Source organism: Collinsella aerofaciens, from assembly GCF_020709435.1.
Taxonomy (GTDB): Bacteria; Actinomycetota; Coriobacteriia; order Coriobacteriales; family Coriobacteriaceae; genus Collinsella; species Collinsella aerofaciens_AU.
Genome location: NZ_JAJFDP010000025.1, coordinates 1 through 16,816, shown reverse-complemented (window position 1 = coordinate 16,816; position 16,816 = coordinate 1). Strand labels below are relative to the sequence as shown.

Below are 16,816 nucleotides of genomic sequence, written 5' to 3'. Positions count from 1 at the left end.
GGGTATGGACGGCCGGTCCAGGTCCAGCCCCGTAATCCGGCATAGTTTTGAAATGATACTAATTCACTAGCAGGAAAACTAGGTCGTTCTAGCGCCTTGTCGCCGGCTAATTTCCGAGTTCCAACCAGTTGCACAGAACATTTGCTCGCAGTCGCGTCTCGGCGCGCTTCATTGCCTCGGATTTGGCTTTATATCGAATCCCCAAACGACTGCAGACGCTTTTGACTATGGCGTCTAGCTGTTTTTTGTCGTTAAGCATATCGTGGGTTACCAGGAACACATCGAAACCCATGCTCTGGAGCGCAGTCATGCGCTCCGCATCTTGGTCAAATACCGCGCCTGACCCATGGATGACCTCACCTTGGATTTCGATAATTGCTGCCTTCATTAGGATTGGGTTTACAATCACGATGTCACCGTAGCAAACCTTTTGACCTGCGATGCTTTGGGCTTCCTCGGATAGAGGGGTTAAATCGTTGAGGTATACGTATCTGAATCCTGAACCACCTAGACGTCGAGAACGACTTAGAAGCAGGACCCCCGCGACCTCGAGTGGAGATGCAGCAATGCCGATAACCTGCTGAGCGGCATCATAAAACTGCTTTCCCCACATTTGACTTTTGACCTTTTCGGCGAATCGATGCAAGTCGCTCAGTTCGATGAGTGGCTTTCTCATCCAAAGCGAAGTACCTTTGAGTTTCGTAACCTCTCTTCCATCCTCGTGATTGTTCGTTTGGCCTTCATTTGCTGGGGCCTTTACGGTTGTGCGGGCATAAACTCGTTTCCAAGGAATCTCGTCTTCGCCTTCTCCAAGTTCGAACAGATCCTGCGTGCTGGAATTGCGATTCTCCTTTAACGCGATTTTTAACTGCATTTCGACAGCGGGGGTCGGCTCGAAAACAGAAAACCAGCCGCAAAGTTCGTACATAGCCAGTACGAGATCTATTTGGGACACAAAGCGTGTCATAGTAAATAACGTGTTAAGCGGATTGGTGACGCTAAAGCCTAAATGAGTGTCGGTTGTTGTGCCGGTATCCGAAGCCCCTTCCCAGCGAATAGTGGAGCGCAATCCCGAGTGGTGATTACAACAACCTGGCGAAGCAACAGCGATAATCGGGGTCTTGAGGACATCGGTTACGAAAGGGGCTTGGGATAGGGCCCGCCAGCCGTCATCGGAGCTGGGTAGGCGCGGGTAGAGGTCATGCACCTGCGGTGGGCAGCGCCAGTAGCGGAATGCGGTGTTTGCGCAGACGATTTCGTCCATGTGGCCTCCCCTGGTTTCGACCGTAGGCCGTGCGGATTGCGGGCATGGCCGATTATCTACCGGGGCATCATGCGGGTAAGTACGGGAAGCAAACCAAATGCTGACAAAAGCATGCCGAGTTCCGCCGAAAAACCGTCGTGTGATAGAAAACCGCTGGAAGGAGCTTTGGGCATGTGGTCCCTGTCTCCACATTTGCGCGCGGATCACATGGGGAATTCAATGAAAATACGCATGCGTTTTATACAAAACATGCAATGGCGTCAGCAAAAAGGGTGCGAAAAAAATGACGCCTTATACGACTACGATTCGTTTTGGAATCACCCTTGGTGTCAACAAGAAAAAGGCCAGAGGCTTAACACCTCTGACCTTTACTTTAGATGGTGGGCGATACAAGATTCGAACTTGTGACCCCATCCGTGTGAAGGATATGCTCTACCCCTGAGCCAATCGCCCGTCGCCTTTTGGCAAAAGAGATACTATCATAGCCGCGCGTGGTTTACCAAGAACTTTTTGCCCTCGATTTTAAATTCGTGGGCTTTGGCTGCTCTGGCGCAGTCCAAATAAACAGCAAACCCGCAGCTCAACGAGCCTTTACCGCTTGATCCACGAGGTCTCGGGGCGGCAGATGAGTCGTGCGTTGTTGTAGGCCATATCGAGCGTGAGACAGGTGCGCGCAGCGTAGAAGCCGTCCTCGCGCTGGATGGTCAGCGCCAGCTCGGGCTTGTCGCCGGTCAGGCACAGCGGCAGCAGCAGCTGGATTCGGCCTCCATAGAACTGCGGCACGGCGAGCGTGTAGTTGGCGGCGGCGCGACGGGCGGCCTCGACGACGGCGCCCTCAAAGGCACGGCGCAGCAGCAGCGAGTTGCCCTCCCCCATCAGGCTGGCGGGGATGCGCGTGAGGTTTTCCTCGTCGCCCAGAATGTGGTCGATGTTGGAGCGGATCGGCAAGCGGTAGTCAAAGACCAGCTCGGAGGGGTCCTCGCCAAAGCGCACGCGGCACGGCAGGTACTCAAACGAGACCAGCATGGGGTCGCTCTCCTTAAAGAAGCCCTTCAAAAACCAATGCTGGCGCGCGTCGGGCTTGGAATTGGGCTCAAACAAGCCGTAGATGGTCTCGTAGCGGCGCGTGTACAGGCCGGTGTTGAACAGGCAACGGTCGTCGTCGAACACCAGCGGCAGGTTGGACGGCGCGGTCTGGTCTACGTCGCGCTCGGTCAGAAACACCGCGCGGCTAAACGAGAACGACAGGTAGTTTTTGAGGATACGGTTGTTGGGACCCCAGTCCTAGGGATCGGTGAGGTCTACCAGGCGGTCGTAACAGGGCTCGGGGCAAAACGCAAAGTCGTAGATATTACTGCAGAGGGTGCTGGGGATCTCCATGTGGTGTCCAATCCAATTGATAACCTTCGTGCGGATGCTTTGATTCTATACGTATGACACGTCGCCGATACGCGCAACGCGATTGCATCGAGGTTTTTTGGCGAGTCAGGCCATCGCCGGCGCGATGAGGCCGGCCGCGCCGGCAAAGCACCCGCCCAGCAAAACGCATAGGCAGACCAAAGCAGTAAACAGGATGTAGTGTCGGCTGGTGTGGAACGCGGCAGCAAGCATGACCGCTCCGACCTTCGCAAGAGCCAATGGAAACTGCGCCAATAAATTGCCTGGCAGCAGTAGTTATTGGTGTAGCGAGATCAAAATATGCGAGCTTCGCAATCAAAAAGAATGACCTCGATGAGTTCCTCATCCCATTTACGCCGCTTCATAGAGACGCACCTCATCCTTTTCAATGCTCTTGCGGAATGCAGGACGCATATGCTCGGGAGGGTTGGTGACAATCTCAACATCTCGCACAAGCTCTTCTTCGAGCTCAAGGGAGAGTTCGAATAGCGTGCCGAACGTCATTGTTTCACCGCAGACTAGACGCAAATCAATATCGCTATCTGGCGTTTGCTCGCCACGGGCGAAGGAGCCAGATAGGTATGCCTCGCGGACGTCGTAACGAGACAGCGCACGAGAAACAGCAGCGGATATGTCGACAAGAGTAATCAAGTCTTAATTTTACTTACCGATTGAATGGAAGGCAATCGCCATCCGCCCGTTCCGCAGGCCGGTGATTAGAGAGGGGCTGTATCCGGCAGCATGCGGCAAAATCTGAAGATGCCATACGTAAGGGAGATTGGCAAAGTCTCTAACCGCGGTTTTATTGACAAAAATCGGGTTGTGCTCAGGGATTGCTTATTTTTTCCTCGCGCTTCCGAAATATAGGCATTTTGGCAGCGATCTGAGGTGCCTTTGAGCGCCATGCTGATGTCGCCGAGCCAAGAGCAATTGGTTAACGGACAAGCTGGGGCACGCGTTCTAGTATTTCAATAGCCAATGCCGAGGGGACACGTTAAGATGTTGTCAGTAAACCCGCCTGGCCTCTGCTTAGCATGCACACTGGCGGGTCTTTTTTAAGTCCTTGGAGCCGAGACGAAGTACGAGAAGCCATTCCTCACCTACGACGAACAGGCGGACCTGCTGATCTCGCGCGGCCTCATGGCAGACCGAGAAGAACCCGTCGGCAAACTCGAGCACGTGGGATAATAGCGGGCACGCTCGGAGTCAGCGCCAAGGTGGCCGAGTTCTGCCTCGTGGCGCTCAACACCGTGAGGAACTACTGCTGCGCCCACCATGGCCGCCTCTGGAACAAGACGCTTGGCACCAAACCCATGATCCCAAGGGATGACACCGCCTGGCACGAGCCCCACGAGGAATGGCGAGCCGTGGGCTTCGGAGAGGGGTTGATTTCCGATCTCAGCCGAACACATTGATCGGATAGGCCGTTTCCGCAGCCAGCCGAACGCCCCCGAGTCCCCTCCCGGGACTCGGGGGCGGCATTTTCCCAGTTGAAGGAACGGTGGAGATGTTTTTCGATGGGTCCGGTGGCCATGCCCCGCCCTCCGCCCGGCACCTCTTCCCAGACTCAGCCGGACGGTCGGCCCGCCTATTACATTTTCCCCTTCAGGCCAGGACAGCGGGGCATCGCCCCTCTATGCGTGCGCCCGCCCTATCAGCCCCGGCGTCAGGTCGAGCTCGCTGAGCGGCACGTCCTCCACGCCGTAGGCCCCCCGGCAGCTCCCGGCCGTCCCGTGGACACTCCAGCCCTTGATGTATTCGTTGATGTACTACAGAATTCGTCCGATGTCTTCAGACATCGGCTGCTCCCTCCTAGTAGCCAGAGTCGTAGCGCTGCGCAGCGATGACCTTCTCGATCTCGGCGAGGCCGAGGAAGCGGTCGCCGAGCATATGCTTGCGCCAGAGGGGCTTGAAGCAGTGAAGCATGCGGCGGTACATCTCGAGGCGGGGACCATGCGAGTTCCCGCCATCCGAGTACTTCCTCAGAGGCTCCGCGAGCTCCTCATAGCGCTTGTCCGCAAAGAGGTGCTTCACGTAGCCGGCGAGACGCCCCTCCTCCATGTCGTTGTAGTCGAAGCCTTGAGGCGAGATGTCGCGCTCGTCCACCTCGGCCTTCTCATCTTCAGGCAGGTCCTCGTATGAGGCCCTGAGGACGCGGAACATGTCGAGGATGTCGTACAGCTCCTCGCAGCGTGAGTTGGGAATCTCCGGTCGAAGCACGGCGAATGCCTCCGGGTACTCGCGCACGTAGCCCTTCTCGAATATCTGTGCATTGCGCTTGTGGTAAGCGGCATCCTCCTCGTCCTCCGAGAGGGCGGCAAGGATGAGCTCCTGGTCGCGGAGGATGAGGCGGTTGACCGGCGCTATGGTCAGCGGGGCCATCTCCTCGGGGTAATCAGTGCGGGGGCTACCCACCATTGATCCGAGGGCTTCGGTGACCACTCCTGAGATGGTGCCACCCGATTCGTGGGCCAATCCCTCGAGTTTGGCCTTGAGGTCATCACTGACTCGGATAGAGATGGTTGCCATTGTCTACCTCCTTAATGGTGTCCTACTGTCATGTATTATTGTATTACACTTACACGGTGACGTCAAATAGTCGGAGCCTGCCGGTTTGTGACCGGCCTGGAGAATGCTCGCAGCGGCAATCGTTGCGGGCATTTATCTTGCCCGCACGGGATGCGGGAGGTTCAGACGTGGAGTCCTCCAATCTCCCGGGGCCGGCTGATCCGGCCCTCAGGGCATCGGATTCCCACATTCATCGGTACACTCACAGATGAATGTGGGAGGTGTTCGGATGAAGTTGATATTCAAGGGGCTTCGGAGACAGTTGGGAGAAGTGCCCTGTTTGGTTAAAGTGGCTAATCAACGAAAAGGCCGATGAATGCTTCAACGAAGAGATCCAGCAGAACGAAGGGCAGCAGGACTAGACAAAGGGGCGCGGCCAGCAGCGTGGTCATGCCCAATGGCAGCGCTTGTTGCGGCTGCTCGCGCGTTATGCCAGGATTTCGTGCACGCGCTTCTGCACCGTCGAGTAAAGGCTACGAACGAGCTGGGGCACGCTATGGCTGCCATATCTTGAGCAATTAAAACTGTCCGTTCAACAGTAGGGGTGCGCCGGCGTCAGCCGGTGTGCCCCTACTTTGGGAAACGTAAAACTCGCTTTTTGTCGGTTGCCTCTCCCCTCTTCCAGCCCAAACGGGTGCCTCAGCAGCGGCGTGCGGCACCTAAAAGCGCTGTCCCCAGCAGGAATAGCGCCAAGGAGGCGGCGATCCAGTTGCTGTCGGCGGTCTTGGGGAGAGTGGCGGTGGCAGCGCTGGCGGTCTTGGCCTTGAATGGTGTGGACGCCGCGGTCTTGGTCACTGTCGTTTTGGTCGTCTTGGTTGTCGTGGCTGTCTTTGGCGTCGTGGTCGCGGGCTTAAGGACGGGATCCGTCGCGGGCCCGGCACCGGGCTGCTCATCGGTAGGACCGGCACCACCAGCGGCTCGCCCGCGCCACCGGGCACCTCGCGCCCGTCGGTCTCCCCCGCCGGCGCCGTGGCGCCCAGGGGCTCGATCACCACATGCGGCGCCATGGCCCCGGAGGCATCCACCACGCCGCCGGCACCGAAGGCCCCGCCCACGGGCGTCACGAACCGCGCGGACACGAGCGACCCACCCGTGCAAGCAACGCCGCCATCGGCACCGGCCGCGTCGAGCCACGAGGCGTCGACCGAAAGCCCGCACCCGGCCGAGCCGTCGCCAGCGTCCTGCAGGTACAAACCGTAAGCGTACACGCCGGCGGCGGGCGCGGCACCGAAGGCGACGACGCGCCCGCCGCCGCGCACGGCCATGTCGCCGGCGATCACGCCGGCCACGGCCTCGCCCGTGACGTTCGCCCCGTCCGCCCGGGCATCGACGGTGCAGCCGTCCACAACGAGCGCTCGCGAGACGTGGATCGCGCACTGCGAGCCCGATGCCGCCAGGGACCCGGTGCCGCTAAGCGTCAGGTCGCCCCACACCTCCATGCCGCACTGCGAGATGTCCGCATCGGGCGCCTGCGACTCGACCACCGAGTTCTGCCCCACAAGCGTCACGACCAGGTCGCCGTCGGCGCCGATGGTGTCGCCCGCGTAGCCGTCGAGCTCCAGATGGCCGGCATCGGTCCAGGCCCAACCGGGGCCCGAAACGCCCGGCTCGCAGTACGTCGCGCCCGCGATGAACAGGCTCTCCGCGCCCGCGGCATAGGAAGGCCCGCCCAGCAAGACGCATAGGCAGGCCATGGCAGCGATCGCGATGTGATGACGGCTGGTGTGGGACTCGGCGGCAAACATACCCGCTCCGATCTTCGCAGGAGCCAATAGGATGTGCACCAGAAAATGCCCTGGTGGCAGCACTTATCAGTTTAGCGAGATCGATGCGGGGGCAAAGAGAAATCGCGTGGGCGAAGTCCACAATTAGGTGTAAATCGTTTTGTCAGTCGGTGAAAGGAAGAATCGACTTACAACCTCCGTTTCGATTCTTTAAAAGCAGGTAGCATCCTTCAAATTGACAGCATGATACTCCGAAGTGAATCTGAACTTGCGTCATGACATCTCAAGCAATCTGGATTTGGTAATGTAGATGCGATGCAATAAGAATGTATATTCGTTAAATTTGGGTGTGGATGATGGAGGACGGCGTCGTGATTGAACTGCTCTTTCGGGCCTTCTCCACGAATTCGCTGATCCAGGATCTTGTTGTGTTCTTGAGGATCCGGATGTTTTCGGTCGCTTCAATGTCGATTTCCACCTTTGCCTTGTCGGCGATGTCGTCCGGCAATGTCGGCAAACCCTTGAGATCAGTCTCCCTGTACTTCTTGGCAAACATGGAGACGTATCTTTCGACAAAGAGCTTTTTGTCGCTTATGCTTAGCTTGGAGAAGAGGCTCATCAAACTGAAGCGGGAGAGGAGTTCCGCCGGGAAAGTTTCATCGATCTTCCCGAGGGGGCAGTTTGTCGTGAACACGATGATAAACCCGCGGAGATCATGCTCCATCCCTTGGGAGTCCGTGAACGATCCTGTCTCGAGGAGATCGAGGAAGAAGTTCCAGACGGCGGGTTCAGCTTTCTCGAACTCGTCCACCAGGAGAATTCCGGCATCGGATGAGTCGATCTTCTTTCCCAGCTCGCCTTCTTCGCTTCCCATGTATCCTCTCGGGCTGCCGATCAGGGAGTTGAGAGAGTCCTTACTGCTGTAGTTCCCGAGATTGACCTTAGGGAGGGGCTGGCATGGCGCGATTGCCTCGCAGAGGATCTTGGCAACTTCTGTTTTCCCGACACCCGAAGGGCCAAGAAGGAGCAGCGAGAATACTGGCTGCTCGCCGAGCGCATTGAAGAGCCTGAAGCTGCGCGATCGGGATTCGAAGGAGCGTTTGAATTCGATCTGGCCTATGAGCTCGCTTTCGAGGGTGGTGAGGACTTGCATGAATTCGAGTTCGTCGAGGGATACGAGTGTTCTCTTTCCTCTTTTGTCCTTCTGGGTGCCCTCATCGACCTCGATGTCGCAGTCTATTATGTCGTCGAACATGGTTCTCAATTGGTATGCTCCTTCGTTCACGGTTTTATCGTCTCCGATGAAGAGGGTGCCAAAGGGTAGCTGGTGGACGAGGAGCTCGAATTTCGATGCCAGCTGGAGATCACCCGATAGTAAGCCCATGAATGATGAAACGACCACGACGAGCTTTTTCTCGGAAAGGAGCTCGGAGATTTGGTCGCTTCCGTGTAGTTCGAGAAGTGACATCAACTTGAAGCCGTCTACTCCGAGCTGGTCGATCAGGGCTTTATACTGGAATTTGTTGTATGTGACGAGTTTGCGCATGGCATTGCCTATCAAGCCTCGAAGGACACTGCCTGAATGACAGCAAGGATGTCTATGTAATAGCCCTGTTCTGCCCGATTGCCGCCGACGGTCATGGCTGTGGGTGACGGGTTCTTTCCGCATATAACAATGTCGTTCTGCGGCGTGCGTTTTGGGTCGCCTGGCTGCTGGAAGTAATCAAAGGGGCTCTTCATCTGGGCCGGGGTGATTTTCCCTTTGCATATCCCGACGATGCCGACCTTTCCGATGAGCAGGTCGTCGATTGTGTACCCGCTTTCGAACATCTCTTCTCCGTCGAGGGGAATCTTCGCGTACAGCGGCGTTCTTCTTCTTGCGCGGTTTCCTCTGAGCTTGAAGGCTGCGCCGTCTCCTATGAAGGATTGCATCATGTGGCCGATGTCGAGGTCTCCGGCATCGGGGACGGTGATTCCGTCAAAGGTCCCGCTCATGATCGCCATGATGCCTCGAATCTCGTCCTCATTGATGAGCTTCAGCGAGACATCGCCAATATATGCGAGGTCGCCTTCTGCAAGCGTTGTTCCGCTTTCGGGGGCTTTGCAGTGCTCCATTATGTCGGCGAGCATCCGGCTATTTGTGTTCACGTATTCGAGGGTGTCCACGATCTTCTCTTGTTTTTCGTGCCTGACGCTTCCTTCGAGTTTTGCCCTGAGTTTCGTCAGGAAGGGAGGGTTGAGCTCCGCTTCGGCGTTCAATGATGCTCTCTTTGTCGTCCCGTTCTGGTTTTCCTTGGAGCTTGTAGTCTTGAGCTTGTTGTCCAGGAGCATCCTCGTCTCGAACACCTTCTGCTGATTCATGTAGTAGACGGTGAAGAGGCCTGGTATTTTATTTTCTGGCATAGTTCCTCCGCTCCTTTCCTTTAGCGTGGGGCTGTCGTTGTTTTCGCCCCTCGTTATCCGCGTACCATCCGTTTCACACCATACGTATCATTGCCACTCCGAAAAAGCAATCGAACTCACCATGCAGCTGAGACGGATAGAAGACCATGGTCACAGCGAAGAAGGCGCGACCGGCTCATACTTCGATCTATGCAACAAATGAAATCAAGCCGGCACCGTGCAAGCGCAAACCAAGACCGCTGGCGCTAAAGCGCACGGCAAGCGGAGTATCGGTGCTACTTCTGTACGGGTTACCTAAATCGGTTCTCAAGCTCCTCCAAATTTCTCAAGAACCAGCGCCTTCTAATCGCTCCAGTTTTCGTTTCAATGTTCGTTTCTTCCAGTGCATTTTTTATCTGATGTATCCATTCAACTAAAGCCGCCGATGGCACTCCGTCCGGATTCCGAACGTTATGAAGATGCACAAAGAACTCACGAAGCGCCTCTTGATTCGACGCATCTTCTCTGCAAAATGTCTTGACAATGACCCTCGGACTAGCATTAACCAACACTTTGACATCGCGTTTCGCAGCATCGTTGAGACGACGAGCAAGCTCCCTGCCCGTCAGTCCCTGCGCTCCTTCAGATATCATCAACTGACTCGTCATTCTTTTATTCAACTCTGCCCAAGCATAACGCTTGAGATCTTCAGCGAGCGTCCGTCTCTCCCGCCTCTCGTCTGCACAAAATACTGGTCCAGAAAGGTACTCAGAAGCTTTTTCTGGATCAGCATCGATCACTTTCTTGCAATATTCGATAAAGTCATTTTGCGAAAAAGGACATTCCCATTCGAGATCAGATAACAGGTAATAAACCTCGAGCACGTCGTGCAAACAATCGACTGAATAATGTGCCCCGGAAACTAAAGCAAAATAACGCTTCGCGAGGACATCCACCTTCTCGTCATCAAGAGCGTACGCGTGCCTCATCTCAGCAGCGATCTCTCTAACATCGAGGGTATCGATGTTATTCGGATACCTTTTTCCAATGTACGCTTTAAACCCTTGCTCAAGATCATCCTTTGTTACTTCGCCTGAAGGTTCGAATGCTTTACCTATCACGGAGAAATCAGAGTATTGCTCGTAAAGAGACACGCTACGATCGTATTCCAGGGCCTCCGGACTGAGCAAATTCTCTCGCCTTCCGTTTTGTGGCATGGAAGGCGCGCTCCCCATGGAGGTCAACAAAGCAAAATGGACTGCGTCCCGTAGAGCGTTAAACCGATTTTGGGGTGCAATTCCTGTATCTTGAACCGCCTCAAGACTGCAAATTCTTCCGATTAGCTCATGAGCACGAATCATTGCCCGAGCATTTACGCATCCGCTGGCCTCAACCCCCGCAAGTATGGCACCATGTATATCAAGGTCTTCCGATGGGCGACAATCTCCCATGAGAATTTCTTCGGCCAATGCCGACGGGCACGGCCTGAATGGATAGACTTTCCAAATTAGTTTTTCGCGTACGTCCCTATCGAACTCTCGCATCGATTGCACATCACTGCCTCCCCAGGCATTTGAAACCAGCATGACCTTCAACCCAAGCCTTTCGACAAGATCGTTCATCGTTCCGAATAGCGCCAAATCGTCGCTATCTTTAGAACGCCTCTCCACATCATCGAATACAAGAAAGTGCTTCTTTCTGAGCATTAGGCAGGCAACGGATTGTATCCCGACGGAGAGATTCACGGATAATCCCGTTCTTTTAATTAAAGCCCCCGAAATACCGTTGAGGGCGCCCCCTATCGTTTTGGCAGCAGCTTGCGACCTCATGTCTTTATCGCTAAGGTGTACGAGCGCCATCACAATGCGTTCGTATAAATCTTCAGCAGTAGCAATCCCGAACATAGAAACGCGGACAAGGTCGTATTCGCCCTCTTCGAGATGCTTGGCGAGCTTCTCTTCAATGAATCGGGTCTTTCCCGACCCCCAATCTCCCTCAAGTGCAATTGCATATTGATTGTCCTTATCCTTGAGATAGGAATCGATATGACCGATGAGCTGATCAGCAGGTTCTTTTGACCGGCATGTCTCCATTATTCCCTCCAGCATCAACTTAGGGCGAAAGATTTCTTTCGCTGCGATAGATCAACCCGCAACTGAGGCCGCCCCGTCCACAACAATGATGGCATAAACTCGATTGAAAGCTGGCGGTTAGACCATGCTCAAGCTTTACTGTTACCTACAGCGCCTAAACCAGTATCAGCCCCTACCCGTTGCCTTGTTAATTTTCCTATACATCTTGGAAACATGACCACTAATGGGGTCATTCGGAAACGCCTTCTGAGCTCTTGCAACATATGAAAGATAGTTTCCATGGCGGCTTGGGTCCGAAGCGCTTCGCTTGTCACTCGATCTGTTCCCCTTCGGAGAGTAATGCTCGTACAATGCGCTTACGCGCTTCTTACTCGGATGCTTGTCCGGCTTATCAGCCAGCCTGCCGATTGATTTAGCAGCACGATAAAACCTATTGTAAAACCTTCCGACCGTAGATTGGCGAATTCGAACATCGTTACCGTCAAAATCAAATCCCAAAAACGAAACATGATTTCCAGCATGATGCGCGGTTCGCACAACTTCCATTTCTCCTGCGAGCAATGCACCAAATGAAAGTTGCTCGACCTTTCCATCGTTTATACGGTGGATTTTGGTTTTTTCATCTTGTAGTTCAACTGCAGGAACTCCCTGTGCCAAAGCAAGAGCTTTACTTGCTGTTTTGAGATCCTTGGCAGGGACGACAATGATGAAGTCGTCGCAATATCGTATATACCTGCCATTCACGCTGGCAACACACGCGTTAATCTGGGTATCGGTATCAAACATATACATATTCGCCAACACGCCACTTGTTGCCAGTCCTTGGGGAATGCCCCTCGCATCATGCCTTTCTTTCCAGGGCACAACAATCGAAGAATCCTTGTAAGCCGTAAACTCCGCAGGTGTCAAGATGCGCGGTAGCCTGTTAAGGCTCCTTAACGCCTTGGATCGAACTTTGGACGCAGAATTGCCAAACGTGAACGGGTCGTCTGGCTGAAGATCAATCCAGCAAAGTCCGTTCCTTCTCGCCAAATCGCCAGCAGGCCAATAGCAGTAATGCAATATGTTTTTCAGGACTTGGTAATGGTCCGGTGGAAGCATGCCCTCGTTAAAGAACCCTCTAACGGCCTTGCGTAAGTAACTATGATCGAGGTTATCGAAAAAATGGGTGAAGTCTCCCGTGATAACTAGCGAATCCCCCTGCCTGCGAATGGCATCGATTGCATCTGCAGCAACAGAGTAATTAGTGAGGTGAAATCCGCTTCGATAAGCTGCAGCAACGCCGCCGATGCCCGTTTCTAAGGCACGACGGTCATATAACTTGCCCCATTGCAGCGCATAATACTGAAAAATCCTGTGATCCAAGTGAGATGCATATGCGATATCTCTCGTCTTCAGGGTTTTCTTGCCGTCCCTGAATCTCACATGGCAAAGCTTATTCGCAATTAAGGGAAGAAATGCGTGACGCTGAATAAAATCTGCATCACAAACCCTCGCCTCGACATCCTTGAATGCAACACGGTAATCGAAATGCGCGTAGCTCTTCTTTGTCGCATACCCTGGAATACGAGACGGGTCGAAATCGTTCACGGGCTCACCGCCTTTAATCAACCTGCTCGGTATATAGGAGCGGCTCACCCAAACCGAGCAGGCTAACATGAGGTGAAGCGAGTTCACCAACGCAATGCGGCCGCCCATTCCAATGCTTGCCTATGGCATACTAGATGGAGATGCGGAGATAACCGATATGATCATCAGCGCCCTTGCCCAGCTATGCGCAGGCAACGTCGGCATCAATAGTGCGAACGTCGGAATTTCGTCGTTTGCGCTATTGACGGCGATAACGCACCTTTACGCCAATGCGTAAAGCAGTTCTATTGTACCCGAAATCCTATCTTGAAACACACGATCGTATCGGATTAGAGATATATAACCTACCTGAACCTACCTGAAGGAGAGTTATCGAATCTGCATTGGCATCAGATTCGTGAGGCCTCAGCGTCAACAAATGCAGAGTCTGCGCTTTAAGATAAACGGAAGACTGCTTCGGTTTTTAAATCTATTCTCAACCTGCCGCCCACAGGAGCTCCAACGGAAACACTGTCAGTTCAAGTTATGAACGCGTTAACCCCACAGCACCACTGGGTAACCGTTTGATTCGGCGTGGGCTATTCGACTTGAGCTTCAGTTCCGCTTTTAACAATTTTTGCATGCTGCTTAGCTATGAATTTCTCTGACCATGCTTGGAAATCCTTCGACGCCTCACCCTCCATTCGCGAGGTCAGCGACTGCTGAATGCTCTGAAATTCGTTTGCAGCACCTTCGTTTGCGGCATCACGCAGTTTGTAAAGCAGATCGTTGCAATCGACGCAGAGAGTCAGCTTCTTATCTCCGTTGTCTACTGAGGCGAATGCCTCTAGTAGTTTTTTCTTTCTGCCGCAGCAATCACACTTCAATTTCTCTATCCCCCTCTTTTAGTATTTCGACCAAGTTTTCAGTCAGCGTTTTCATATCGCGCTCCGTGACCCTCTTGCGAGATCTCATGGCTTTTTCAAATAGAGGCTGCAGGTAATCTCTGATTTCCTTCTCCTGCTCTTTCGAGCTCACTAGTTTTTCTTGGAGCTTTCTCAGGCTCTTTTTATCGGAGTCAAGTTGGGATATGACAGCATCCTGCTCTTCTGCAGTTAGGAGATACTCTATTTCCATATTGACGAAGATAGCGTTGAACATTCGAGTCGTCCATAGCGCGTCGTCCTCTCGGATTATGTCTCCGACGGCCTTTGTCGCCGCCCCCGCGATGCCCCCTATCAGCAGGCCTCCGCTCATCCCGATGACCTGCACTGCTTTTTTGCCGACTTTGTCGGTGAGCTTTTTCCCCGCGATAGCGCCTGTCGCCGCCGTCCCGGCAATCGTGCTTCCGAACGACACGAGCAGGGACGTTATGTTCTTCGTATACTGAGCCCCTGACAGCCTTCCTTCAATCAGCCCGTACGTATCCGGTACGGTAAAGACCACGAACATAGCCCCCTGGGTAATTAGGTTCGATCCAAGAAACTTCGCGAAGCTCTTCTGTGCCGCGGCGCCGTATATGGCCTTCTTCCCTGCCATCGCCCGAAATGCGTTTACTATTTCCTGCGCCGCTTTGGATCCTATCCTCTTGGTGATACGCGTAGCCAATGGGTTTATTGCGTTCATCAAGCTGGTCCTGGACAGCTGGGAGGCAATGACGCTTCCGGCGAAGCTGAGCCCGTAGACCCTGATGCCCGTAACGATTGCGTACTTTGCCGCCTCTTTTGGACTTCGGGTGCTCCACAGTGCTTGGGCAAATGCGCAGACGGCGGAAATGCCCAGGGCGGAAGTGCATGTTATCGAGGACTCGGCGAAGTCGTAGACGAGCGATTCCACTGTTCCCGGCTTGGCAAGGTTGCGAACCTGCTGGTATGAAAGGTTGCTCTTGCGGATGATATCAAGCGCCGCCTCCGGATCGTTGACGCCTTTAACGGTTCCTTGCTCGATACGCGTTTTCATATAGGCGACAGCATCCGCGTACTGGTCCTTCGGAACTTCAATCTTCATCGGGTTGTCGTTGAGATCATAGTATCTGAATTCCTTGGCGCCAGCTGGCGTTTTCTTGAAGCAGGCTTCTACGGTTTGGTATGCCGTTTTGCAGAACTTGCACTGCACCGGGGATGCCCCAACAATTTTGTCGGGTCCGTTCTTGGCGTTATCTCTTCCGACTACCGTTGACTTCTCGCCGTGAATCCAATCAAGCTTCGCGCCGGCTTCCTCCGCGTAGATTCCATGGCCCGTCTTCGTCTGTCCTGCGCCATAGGCTGCATTGAACATAATGCCCCCGACGCTGAAGGAGTTCAGGGCGCTGATCGTCGACCTCTCGGCCAATTCCTCCGCTTCTTTTCTTTGCCTTATCGCATCGGAGCGGTACTCTCTGAACGCTTCGTACATAGCTTTGCTCTCGAATACAGCGAGGGTCTCGTCTTTGCCTTTGAGCGCATATCTTCGATTTCCTTTATCCTTGCGCTCCAGGATGTCGTAATCCTCGGGATCGAAGAAATCCCATGGGATGATGCGGTAGATAGCATTAAGCTTATGGGCCTTCTCACCGGTTTCCTTCGCTTTTGCTTTGGCTTCTTTGTTGGCGGCCTTCACATCTTTCTTGGGGGCTTTGGATATGAATGCGCGATCGGTGAGGGCGATTCCGGCAGGGTATCCTCCATATGAGATCATGTCTGCCCAGAGAATGACGTGGTCGTTGGGGACGGGCAGACACCTTGGATCTTCTGAACCTCTTCATGGGCGGGTTTACCGCATACGCCTTGCAGCTCTTCGATCATCGCTTGTAATTTCTGGTCCATGGCGGCTCCGTAACCCTATCCTTTCGTCGAATTATCCCACATTCAGATTAAGTAAAAAATTCTATGCCTTTCATCGGTAGTAGAAATGGCTACTGGGAAGCTCTTCTTGCCTTCGAAGCATTCAGTAAGAACGGGGCCTCTACCAAAGTTGCTCTATCAATCAAAAAGTCCCGCCACATTGGAAAGCGTGGCGGGACACGAAAAGCATTTATCCAACCTTGAACTAGCCGGGATGACGCCGGGCTGCAAGCGCTGCCTGCACGTCTTCTGCGATACCCGCGCCGCGCAGCCGAAGCCGGAATAGGCTAAGACGCGGCGACAGAGCCCCAAAACGCAACAGGCCCGGCGGCGAATCGAATCGCCGCCGGGTCTGGAAGCATCTGCAGGGCTCGCAATTAGCCTGGCGACCGCTGCCGCTCTTACCGGCACAGAGCTATACGCTAGTCACAAGAAAGGCCGCCGTTAAGGAACAGCGGACTTGACTCTCGCATATTCAAGGGCGACTAGAGTGTCTTGAGGTACTCCCCCAGCTCTTCCTCCCAGTCGGGCATGTGGAAGCCTGCCGACTCCAGCTTGGACAGGTCGAGCGCGGAGTGGACCGGGCGCGGGGCGATGGGGCCTGCGGCGCTGGCGTAGTAGTCGGCGGTGCTGACCGGGACCACTTTGTCCCCGTTGCCGTTGGCAGCCTCGAAGACGGCGCGGGCGATGTCGGCCCAGCTCCTCACGGCGCCCGAGCCGGTGCAGCCGTAGGTGCCGTAGGGGGCCTTAGCGTCCAGCACGTGGAAGATGGCGGCGGCCATGTCGCGCGTGAAGGTCAGGCGGCCCAGCTGGTCGTCCACGACGGTGACCTTGTCCAGATTGTCGTCCGGGTCGGCGACGCGGTCTGAGAGGCCCTTCATGGTGTTTACGAAGTTGTGCCCCTCGCCGATGACCCAAGAGCTGCGCATGATGTAGTGGCACGGGCACCCGGCCACGGCGATGTCGCCGGCGGCCTTGGTCTGGCCGTAGACGGAC

The 16,816-nt window shown here is 54.6% G+C and carries 12 protein-coding genes and 1 tRNA gene; all 13 read right to left on the bottom strand.

Annotated features, from left to right (window positions below):
- Positions 1 to 106: 106 nt before the first annotated feature.
- Positions 107 to 1,264, bottom strand: coding sequence for a hypothetical protein (locus tag LK493_RS09665; RefSeq protein ID WP_227790877.1), 1,158 nt, complete (start codon positions 1,262 to 1,264; stop codon positions 107 to 109).
- Between the two features lie 378 nt (positions 1,265 to 1,642).
- Positions 1,643 to 1,717: transfer RNA gene (locus LK493_RS09660), tRNA-Val, on the bottom strand.
- A gap of 138 nt (positions 1,718 to 1,855) precedes the next feature.
- Positions 1,856 to 2,527 carry a DUF3825 domain-containing protein gene (locus tag LK493_RS09655; RefSeq protein ID WP_227790878.1) on the bottom strand — a complete coding sequence of 224 codons (672 nt, stop codon included), beginning with the start codon at positions 2,525 to 2,527 and terminating at the stop codon, positions 1,856 to 1,858.
- 486 nt (positions 2,528 to 3,013) lie between these two features.
- Positions 3,014 to 3,313 (bottom strand): nucleotidyltransferase family protein, encoded by a 300-nt coding sequence (locus tag LK493_RS09650; protein ID WP_227790876.1) that lies wholly within the window; start codon positions 3,311 to 3,313, stop codon positions 3,014 to 3,016.
- A gap of 1,161 nt (positions 3,314 to 4,474) precedes the next feature.
- Positions 4,475 to 5,191, bottom strand: coding sequence for a YfbU family protein (locus tag LK493_RS09645; protein WP_227790875.1), 717 nt, complete (start codon positions 5,189 to 5,191; stop codon positions 4,475 to 4,477).
- Positions 5,192 to 6,021: 830 nt separating this feature from the next.
- Positions 6,022 to 6,975: a hypothetical protein gene (locus LK493_RS09640; protein WP_227790874.1), complete on the bottom strand. Its 954-nt coding sequence runs from the start codon at positions 6,973 to 6,975 to the stop codon at positions 6,022 to 6,024.
- Positions 6,976 to 7,291: 316 nt separating this feature from the next.
- A complete protein-coding gene (locus LK493_RS09635; protein WP_227790873.1) occupies positions 7,292 to 8,500 on the bottom strand; it encodes an AAA family ATPase in 1,209 nt (402 codons plus the stop codon).
- A gap of 11 nt (positions 8,501 to 8,511) precedes the next feature.
- Positions 8,512 to 9,357, bottom strand: coding sequence for a hypothetical protein (locus LK493_RS09630; protein ID WP_227790872.1), 846 nt, complete (start codon positions 9,355 to 9,357; stop codon positions 8,512 to 8,514).
- Between the two features lie 290 nt (positions 9,358 to 9,647).
- A complete protein-coding gene (locus LK493_RS09625; protein ID WP_227790871.1) occupies positions 9,648 to 11,429 on the bottom strand; it encodes a P-loop NTPase fold protein in 1,782 nt (593 codons plus the stop codon).
- Positions 11,430 to 11,594: 165 nt separating this feature from the next.
- Positions 11,595 to 13,019: a reverse transcriptase domain-containing protein gene (locus LK493_RS09620; RefSeq protein WP_227790870.1), complete on the bottom strand. Its 1,425-nt coding sequence runs from the start codon at positions 13,017 to 13,019 to the stop codon at positions 11,595 to 11,597.
- Between the two features lie 578 nt (positions 13,020 to 13,597).
- Positions 13,598 to 13,885 (bottom strand): hypothetical protein, encoded by a 288-nt coding sequence (locus LK493_RS09615; protein ID WP_227790869.1) that lies wholly within the window; start codon positions 13,883 to 13,885, stop codon positions 13,598 to 13,600.
- A complete protein-coding gene (locus LK493_RS09610) occupies positions 13,875 to 15,674 on the bottom strand; it encodes a hypothetical protein (protein ID WP_227790868.1) in 1,800 nt (599 codons plus the stop codon). Before LK493_RS09610 ends, LK493_RS09615 begins: the two co-directional genes overlap by 11 nt.
- Before the next feature lie 631 nt (positions 15,675 to 16,305).
- Positions 16,306 to 16,816: SDR family oxidoreductase (locus LK493_RS09605; RefSeq protein WP_227790867.1), on the bottom strand; the 511-nt coding region annotated here is incomplete at its 5' end.

Coding starts and splice junctions, on each gene's coding strand:
- LK493_RS09665 (WP_227790877.1), bottom strand. CDS start 1,264: ATGGACGAAATCGTCTGCGCAAACACCGCATTCCGCTACTGGCGCTGC.
- LK493_RS09645 (WP_227790875.1), bottom strand. CDS start 5,191: ATGGCAACCATCTCTATCCGAGTCAGTGATGACCTCAAGGCCAAACTC.
- LK493_RS09640 (WP_227790874.1), bottom strand. CDS start 6,975: ATGTTTGCCGCCGAGTCCCACACCAGCCGTCATCACATCGCGATCGCT.
- LK493_RS09635 (WP_227790873.1), bottom strand. CDS start 8,500: ATGCGCAAACTCGTCACATACAACAAATTCCAGTATAAAGCCCTGATC.
- LK493_RS09630 (WP_227790872.1), bottom strand. CDS start 9,357: ATGCCAGAAAATAAAATACCAGGCCTCTTCACCGTCTACTACATGAAT.
- LK493_RS09625 (WP_227790871.1), bottom strand. CDS start 11,429: ATGGAGACATGCCGGTCAAAAGAACCTGCTGATCAGCTCATCGGTCAT.
- LK493_RS09610 (WP_227790868.1), bottom strand. CDS start 15,674: ATGATCTCATATGGAGGATACCCTGCCGGAATCGCCCTCACCGATCGC.